Annotated in this window: 5 protein-coding genes; all 5 read left to right on the forward strand. The window is 39.4% G+C overall.

Annotated elements, in window-relative coordinates:
• Window positions 1-30 precede the first annotated feature (30 nt).
• Complete coding sequence (locus CSEC_RS12105) at window positions 31-375, forward strand: hypothetical protein (RefSeq protein ID WP_041018752.1); 345 nt, start codon at window positions 31-33, stop codon at window positions 373-375.
• Window positions 372-965: a nucleoside triphosphate pyrophosphatase gene (locus tag CSEC_RS12110; RefSeq protein WP_041018753.1), complete on the forward strand. Its 594-nt coding sequence runs from the start codon at window positions 372-374 to the stop codon at window positions 963-965. Before CSEC_RS12105 ends, CSEC_RS12110 begins: the two co-directional genes overlap by 4 nt.
• A complete protein-coding gene (locus tag CSEC_RS12115; protein WP_154017709.1) occupies window positions 962-2,653 on the forward strand; it encodes a HEAT repeat domain-containing protein in 1,692 nt (563 codons plus the stop codon). The genes CSEC_RS12110 and CSEC_RS12115 overlap by 4 nt, the downstream gene beginning before the upstream one ends.
• A 183-nt stretch (window positions 2,654-2,836) precedes the next feature.
• On the forward strand, window positions 2,837-5,023 hold the full coding sequence (locus tag CSEC_RS12120) for an LPS-assembly protein LptD (protein WP_053332053.1): 2,187 nt from the start codon (window positions 2,837-2,839) through the stop codon (window positions 5,021-5,023).
• A gap of 285 nt (window positions 5,024-5,308) precedes the next feature.
• Window positions 5,309-9,301 (forward strand): DUF6531 domain-containing protein (locus tag CSEC_RS12125; RefSeq protein ID WP_154017710.1); only part of this gene is annotated, 3,993 nt, incomplete at its 3' end.

A 9,301-nucleotide genomic window follows, 5' to 3' on the forward strand; every position in this document is an offset into this window, starting at 1 on the left:
AAAAAAGAAGGCTTAAAGAAAAGATAGTTTATGGCTCACTCCCCTGAAAATTCTTTAACGAAAATACAAGAGTTAAGCATCGGTGCTGAAGCTAGAATTTTTATCGGCTTTCCGATTCATTCGAATCTTAAAGCCGAACTTGAGAAAAGCCATCTCTGGAAAGAAGCGCTCATCACTAAAAATCCGGGTGAGTTAATAGAAATTTTTTTTAATGAAAAACGATACGTCGGCGTTTATGCCAAGGGCTCTTATTTAACCCTTAAACAAATCGATGAAGAAACAGAAAAAATCATAAACCGAATCCAAGAGCTTTGTCCTAAAGTTCATTTAGATCAAGAGACCGTAGCTATTTTATCACAAGTATTTTTATCATGAATTCCCCTTTGCCTGATATTATCCTTGGCTCAACTTCCCCACGAAGAAAAGAGATCCTTTCCTTTTTTCATATCCCCTTCAAACAAGTATCTCCCGATTTTGATGAAGATTCAGTGCCTCATCATCTAGACCCTGATACTTATGCAGTGGAAATCGCAAAAGGAAAGCTTCTTTCATTAATCCCAAAGCACCAAGACTCTTTAATAATCACAGCAGACACGGTCGTTTATAAAGAGGGCCTTTATTTTGGAAAGCCAAAAAACGAAGAGGAAGCGGCGTTTTTTTTAAATAGCTTGCAAGGCAGCTGGCACTCTGTTATTTCAGCTGTTTGTCTATACTACAAAGGTCAGATCGTGACTCAAGCAGAAGAAACGCGTGTTCATTTCAATTTTCTTGCAAATGAAGAAATTTTGAAGTACATCAGCTTCGCTAAGTGGCAAGATAAAGCCGGCGGGTATAGTATTCAAGACTCGGGCGGGCTTCTTGTCAACAGAATAGAGGGCTGCTTCTACAATGTTTTAGGGTTTCCAATCAATACCTTTAGATACCTTCTAAAAGAAGTCGGAATAGATTTATGGCAATTTTTATGAATAAATGGGTAAAAGCCTTAAGTTTTGGAGCAGGTTTTGCTCTCAGTCTTTCGAAAACGTTCGGAGCTGAGCCGGATGATTTAAAACTCTCTTACCAGCAAGCCATGTATATTGCCGGTCAAGATAAGCTCGAAGAAGCTTTTCAAATTTATCAAAAAATTGTCGCAAGCCTTGGCCGACATGACCTGGATTTACTTAGAAAAATGGCTTTGCAGATTTTAGACAAAGGAGCTAAGTCAGATATTCCTGAAACTCGATTTTTAGCTCTTCTTGGAGCTGCTGTCGCCTTCGATGAAAGCAGTCTTTATTTGCTTGAAAATGCCCTAAGGGGAAATGAGCGGGAATTTCAACTTATTGCCATTAATTTTTTAACCCAATACCATAATGATCACGCCGATCGCGCCATTGAATCTGCTATGAGATCGCCCTATCTTATCGTCCGGATAGCAGCTCTTCAGTATTTATGCGAAAAGCAGCACCCAAGAGCTTTTTCTCAAGCAGAAGCGCTTCTTTGCAAAGTGACAAACGAATTAACGATTCTTTTTCCCGAACTTTTTTTCCTTTTGGATGATCCAAGAGCGACAAGGACCATTAAACGTCTTTTTGGCAATCCCAAAAAAGAGGTGAGGATTGCGACCATTCAAAGCGCCATTCGCCACGAAAGAGAAGACTTCGTTCCCATTTTTAGAAGCTTGATTACACAGCATGAAAAATCGGTTCAAGAAGCTGCGATTGTGGCTCTTGGCTTTTTTAAAGATTATGAGAGCCGAAGCCAATTAAAGAAACTTTCTCTTTCGACAGATGGAGATCTTTCACTTGCAGCAACTTACGCTCTCCATCAATTAGGAGATGATAAGGCCACTTTAAAAATTTTAGAGTGCGCAGCTTCAGAAAACATTAAAGCCCTTTCCTTATTAGAGAATTTTGAGAATTGCGATGACTTGCTTATAAGGCTTCTTTATTCAAATAATATGCTAGTCCGCGTAAATGCGAGTTTGATTCTTTTAAAAAGAAACAATCCTGCCTGCTTAAAAGTGCTTCCTGAAATTATTTTAAGAGATGGCCGTGATTATGCCATGGCAAGAGCCTATTCTCCGGGACATAGTTTTTCGTACATTAAACTTATTCCAAATAGCGAAATTTTAGCTGAGGAAACCCCTCTTATTAAAGAACAATCTTTACGCATTAAGGAAGAAATCTTATCTGAGGCGCTAATGCTACCTGAAAAAGATTTCCTTGCTTTTTCAGAGATGGTTTTGAGAGCTCAGCAAAATGACCTTGTTCCTCATGTTACGAAACTTTTAGAAAAACTTAAGACCGATGAAGCTAAACATTTATTAAAAACTTACAGTCAATTTGTCGGGGCGCCTCTTGTAAGAAATTATTGCAACCTAGCCCTTTTTCGCATGGGTAATGAAGGCCAATATAAGGAACTTTTGAAAGAATGGCTTCTTGAACAAAATGGAATCGAAATGATTCGTTTAAGACCCTTTCTTCCTGATGAAAAAAAACTCACCCGTTTCCAATTGACCGCAGAAGAAACCTCAAGACTTGCCCTTGAAGCTCTTGAAAGTTTTGTTCAAGGCTCTGATGAAGAAAACATTACATTTATTTTGGAAATTATGAACCGTCTAAGTCCGGCTAACCGATATGTATTATCAGGGCTTTTAATCCGATCCACCCTCTAATTATTATCCTAATCCTATTTTTTCAGAATGAAACGAAGGATAGAAAAAAAATAAACTTTAGGCTATCCTTTCCCATTAGTTTAAGACGCCCCTAGATAATAAATCGACTCTCTCTATTAACGGCTCCAAGAACTGTCAAAAGCCTTGGGTTTAAAAGCTTATGCACAAAACAAAAAGTTCTAAATGCCGAAAATACTGAACGCTTCTTTTAAAACCCTTCTTTGTTTTTTTCTATTTTGCTTTTTCTCAAAAGCCCTTTTGTTATTCTCGGAAATTGAAACTTTCGAAAGCAAAGACCCTTTTTTTGACGACCCTAATATTCAAATCGATCTTAAAGAACCGGAGTTTTCCCCGGGCCTTTTAAGAACAGAGAAAGGAGGGGTTCTTCAAGCTCCGAATATTCGAATACAAGCCCGTTCTATCGTTTATATCTCAAAAATAGAAGACGGAGAAAAAAAAACTCTTGTTAAAGCGGAAGGGGATCTTTTTGTCGAGTTTGGAGAATATGTTTTTACAGGCGATAGCATTGAATATGACTTTACGAACTCAACCGGCACTATTATCAATGGAAAAAGCGCTATAGAGCCCTGGTATTTTGGAGGCGAGATCATCCAGCTCTCTTCAGAGGGCAGCCTTCTTATTAGACAAGGATTTCTAACTACTTCTGAAACCCTTTGTCCGGATTGGAGCATTGAAGCTACAAGCGCGGAACTTAGGTGCAGACGATTTTTATCCGCTGACAAGGTTTGTTTTAAAATTCTAAAAATCCCTTTACTTTATGTCCCTTGCTTTAAATTAGACTTAAACACCATTTTCGACTCCCCTATCCGCTATACGGTCCGCTTTGGGGGTCAGCAAGGGACAAGGCTTGGGGTCGCTTATGAGCTTTGGTCCTGGAATGGCTTTAAAGCTCTTGCCAAATTGGATTACCGGTTTAAACGAGGTTTTGGCGGCGGCATCGAATCCCAGTACCGATCCCCTGACCGCGCCCACTGCTTTCAGATGATTAACTATATTGCCAATGACAATTCCATTTGCGACCCTAAACAAAGGGTTCGATACCGTTTTCAAGGGATTTATAACGGTTATTTGCAAGAAGGCAAAACCAAACTGCACCTTTGCTACGACAAATTAAGCGATAAGGACATGGCAGAGGATTATTATGATGAAACGTTAGATATCGACGTCCCGGGCCGAACAGAGTTAAAGCTTAGCCATCTTGAAGAAACTTGGATTTCTAGTCTATTTACCCGTGTTCGTATTAACACCTTCCAATCCCTAAAACAGGATTTGCCGACCGCGTTTGCTTCCATTAAGCCTTTTTATTTGCCGAGCAATCTTGGCATCCTTTCAGAATATGTCGTGAAACTCTCCTATCTTGACTATGATTATGCGAATACCACCCCTCACCTTCATGACTATCGCTCTTCAAGATTTAGTGTCAGACAAAACTTTTATCGACCTTTTATTTTAAATTATGTGACACTCACCCCTGAAACCGGATTGACCGCCATTTATTACGGGGATAGCCCAAGCCGCACACCAAAAGAACTTGTCCTTGGCAGGTTTGATCTTAATGCCAATACACGCCTTAGCAAAAGATGGGGCAGAATCAAACACGTGGTGGAACCTTTCACTAGATATAGCTATCAAACGATGCCAACCACCGCCCCTTTCCGCCATTTTATTTTTGATATCGAAGATGGCCTCTATCGTTTAAATTACGCCACCATAGGGGTTAGAAACGCTTTTTATGACCTAAGCGATTATAATATCCAAAGACCGGTTGAATTTAACGTTTGGACCTATGCTTTTTTTCAAGCCAGAGCTTATAAAACCCTCCTTCCTAAAGCTTATGCGGAACTTGATTTAAGGCTTACAAGCACGCTTAGGCAGTCTTTTTTTGTAGGATGGAATTTTGAGCAGCAAATTTTAGATTGCTTTAATTTAAATTTAGCATGGACCGCATCCGATGACTTGGCCATAGCTACTGAATACCGTCATAGAAGCCGGTATAGCTGGCGGAAAGACGACCCTTGCAATTTTAATATGGAATCTTTTTTAAGCGAAAATGTGCTTCTTCATTCATCGATCTCGGATCGAAGAGACACTCTTCTCTTCCATACCTTTTGGCGTTTTTATCCGAATTGGGCGCTTGAATTTCAGACAAGAATCGGCTGGAACAGGATTTATGAGCCAAATTACCGTGAATTGCAAGTAGACTTGCACACCTTTTTAGGCTCCGCCTGGAAGTTAAAAATTTCTTATCAGTTAAGAGAAGACGACCATCGATTAGCTTTCTATTTTAAATTGGCGCCGCAAGCGCCAAGTCGTCAATCGCCTTGCTATGTCCCTATGCTTGATTTCTAACCTTGCTAACTGAAGAATGCCACCTAACTTTGGCTTTTAGCCTATTTATTTGGGCGACACTGCAAAACAAGCTTAAGAGTTATTCTTAAATAGACTTAAGAATAACCAACTTTTGAAACCCTTCTCGATTCTTTTTCCTAAATTCACCAAAAAGGCCTTTGAATATACTCTTCGAAGGCTTTTTTTATTCCATAATAAAAGATATAAAATAAAACATTGATTTTAAAGGGGTTGAACAACTATGGTTTTCAAACCATCAAATTCAATTTATGTTTTATTATCCTCATGCGACCGATTTTTTTACTGATTGCCTGTCTTTTTTCTTTTTCGCTCTATTCCAAAGAAGCCACACCAGAACTACAAAAGGCTTCTACACAACTTGAAGGAGAACACCCTTCTTTTGAATTTCCTCTTTTAGATCCTAATCCAAAGGCTGTGGTAGCAGGCTGCGTTAATGCCATTACAGGCGATTTTTTTGATACAAGCGTTGATCTTGTCGTTCCAGGCGTCTTGCCGATTGTGGTGCAACGTTTTTATTCAAGCCGATCTAAGAAATGGAGTTTTGGCCATAAACCTCTTTTAAGAGTGGGGCCTTTAGAAGAAGAGAAAAAAATTGCGGCAAGCTATCAAGATGATAGGGGCTCCGGCTCTTATTTTGAAGGAAGGGAAGGCTTTAGTTTAACCGTACCTTCAAAAATGGTTAAAAAAGGCTTAACGAATCTTTCAACAGATGAAATCAGCGGTCAAACCCACTTTAAAAATAGCTATCTTTCTTTCAAAGAGAGGAGCTTTTCCAGAAAAGAAAAAGGGAAATTTTACGATCTTCGCCATAGCTCCTTAATTCACCGCTATTTTAAAAGCTTTCATCCTAAGGGGGACAATAAGCAGTTTGGCAAGTTTTATCTCTGGAAAGAAGTTCATCCGGGAGGAAACAGCTTGCATTATAGCTACCTTAAAGATGGCAGGCTAAAACTGATTGAAGCTAAAAATAAACTCGGCGAGCCTTTAAGCAGACTCAAGGTCTATGAAAGTTCTCTTAACTCTAGCAGCGCTTGGGTTGAGGGCGATAGACACGCTAAATATCATTTGGATAACCATCGATTGATAAAAGCCTCTACAACCGATACGATTCCAATCTTTTATAATTATGATTCCCATAACCGCGTCAAAAAGAAAGCTTTTCCGGAAGGCCGAGCCCTTTATATCGATTACTACAATGAAGGAAAGGATAAGCATCATGTCAAAGCTCTAGGCGCGCCGATTGGAGCTGATGGCAGAATAGCGATTACCTATCAATTTGAATACGAGTTTAATGACGGTAAAAAGACCACTTTGGTAAAAGATGCCCTTGGGTGCGAAACAAAATATGAATGCGATCGATACAAAAGGCTATCCACGATCAAGAGATTTGATTCGAGAGACACTTTTATTTGGGGAGAATACGGCACACCTAATGCCGGCAACCTTTTATACCGCTATTTTTCATCCGGTATAAATCATCTTTTCTGTAACGCCCTTGAATACGATGCTTTTGGCAATATCACAAAAGAGAAGCTTTATGGCAATTGTACAGGAAAAAATGAAACCCCTCTTTTTGTTTTAGGCGATGGCTCCCCTTTAAACAATACAGAAGTCTATACCAAAACCTTTAAAGCAAGCCAAGAAGGGCTTAACCTTCCTCTTGAAGAACATGATGGCAAAAAATCCCTTTACTTTAGCTACACCCCTCACTCCTCCCAATTAAAAGCTCGTTTTACCAAAGAAAATAAGACCTTTTTAAAAAGGGAATTTTTTGAATACGACGTGAATGGCACCCTCATTAAAGAGATATGGGATGATGGTCAAAGTGAAGATTTAGAAGACCTCGCTTTAGTTACCGAAAGACATATTCGTGTCATTCACCCAAGAAAAGAAAAGCCGATGGGTTTGCCTGAAGTCATTGAAGAGTTTTATTGGGAAAATGGTCACCCTGTTCTTCTTAAAAAAGTGGTCAATGAGCATAACCTTAAAGGCGAGCTCATCAAACAAGACCACTATGATAGCCAAAACGAGTTTGTTTATTCCCTTTATTGGGAGTATGATAAAAGAGGCAATCTCTTAAAAGAAGTGAATGCTTTAGGGGTTGAAACGTTTTATACCTACGATGAGAACAACAACAAACTTAGCGAAGTAAAACCCAATCTAACCAAACTCTTTACCTACGACCTGGGAAACCGCCTAATTACTGAAACAGAGCTTTGGGAAAATAAGGAGTTTGTTACGACCCATGAATACAATCTTCGTTCTGAAAGAATTGCCACAACTGACTCTTATGGCAAGAGAACCACTTTTGAGTATGATAGAGCCGGAAGACTTGTCAAAACAACACTGCCTCCTCTTTCCGGTAACCCTCGTATTCTTCTTAATAGTTATGATGCCATGGGCAACCTCATTCAAGAAACCGATGCCAATGGCAATACTACAAAGAAAAAGTACACCGTGAGAGGGACTTCTTACCTTATCGAATACCCTGATGGCAGCAAGGAAGAAAAAGAGTACGACCTTTCAGGCCAACTAGTCCAAGAAACGGCAAAAAATGGCACGACCACTCGTTTCACTTATGATGCGTTAGGACGAGCTATTAAAACCGAATTTTTTGATCAAGAAGGCAAACTTCTTAAAAGCACTTCATCAACCTACAACGCTTTTCAGCTGCTTTCCGAAACAGATGAATTCGGCGAATCCACTTTCTATACTTACGATAAAGCCGGACGTTGTACCCTTAAAACAAAAGGTCCAAAAAAAACAGAATATTTTTACGACTCATTGAGTCGTAAAAATAAAACTATGGAATGGCTTGATGATGAGACTGCCCTCATCACAACCCATGAATATGATTTATTAAATCGAGTCATAGAAGAAAGAATAGAAGACAATAAAGGCACGCTCTTTAAAAAAGAAACTTATGAGTATGACGTCTCCGGGAACAAAATTAAAGTCACTCTTGGCGAGGCTATCACGCAAACCGCTTATAACCAACGTGGAGAGCCTGTTCTAATTACTGATCCCTTAGGCCATCAAACCAAAATCGATCGGGAATACACGGATGTCTTAAAAGAAATCACTACCGATCCTCTTGGGAACAAGCTGGTTAAAATTTTTGATCAAAATTTTCTTCTTTCTCAAATAAGAGAAAATGCCAACGGTGAAGAAATTCAATCTGAATCGTATGTCTATGACCCGATGGGGCGAAGACTCTTAAGCAAAATTCTTATTTATTCTCCCAATGCCCCTCCGAAAACCATCGTAAATCAATGGCAATATGATGGCATGGGGCAAGTGATAAAGACCCTGGAATCGGATCAAAAAGAAACGAACTTTTGCTACAATCTCTTTGGGCAAAAGGAATGGACGCTAACCCCTAATAACATCAAAATTAATCATTCTTATGATGCTTTAGGAAGGCTAACAGAAATCAATTCGTCGGATAATAGTGTCCACTACACTTTTAGCTATAATCTTAAAGACAATCCAACCGTTGTAAAAAATCAAAATACCGGCAAAGCCACTCTTCGCACTTACGATAACGAAGGCCGGCTTATTTCGGAAACACAGGAAAACGGTTATAAACTTACCTATTCCTATGATAATTTTGATCGCTTAACTCAAGTCACTTTACCGGACGACTCTTCCATCCGTTATGTTTATGATGCGTATCACTTAAAACAAGTCGATCGTCTTCAAAATGGACAAGTGATCTATAGCCACTCCTACAAAGAGTATGATTTAAGAGGCGACGTTCTGTTAGAAGAAACGTTAGAGCCTTTTGAGCTTCATTATGAATATGACCTCCTTGGAAGAACGGTTAGAACGAACTCTCCTTTTTGGAAAGAATCGATTCTCTATAATGAGGTTGGCTTGCCTACCTATCGCCACACTCTCGATGCGGATCTTTCTAGCACTTATTCCTATGCTTACGATGACCTATACCAACTAACTTCGGATTCGAAGCACACGTATTGCTATGACTCTCTTTGTAATCGCGTGTCTAAAGACCAAACCTTCTACACAGTCAACGACCTAAACCAGCTTACCCATCAAAACGACCAAAATTACAAATACGATTCTGATGGGAACCTGCTTCAAGATACTGAAAGACTTTTTTCTTATGATGCTTTAGGCCGTCTTACAGAAATTAAACAAGGAGAAGACGCCACTCAATATTCCTATGATGGATTTCATAGGCGAATAAATAAAATTCATAGGGGTGAAGAAACAAACTTCCTCTATCAAGGGGAT

Source organism: Criblamydia sequanensis CRIB-18, from assembly GCF_000750955.1.
GTDB lineage: Bacteria > Chlamydiota > Chlamydiia > Chlamydiales > Criblamydiaceae > Criblamydia > Criblamydia sequanensis.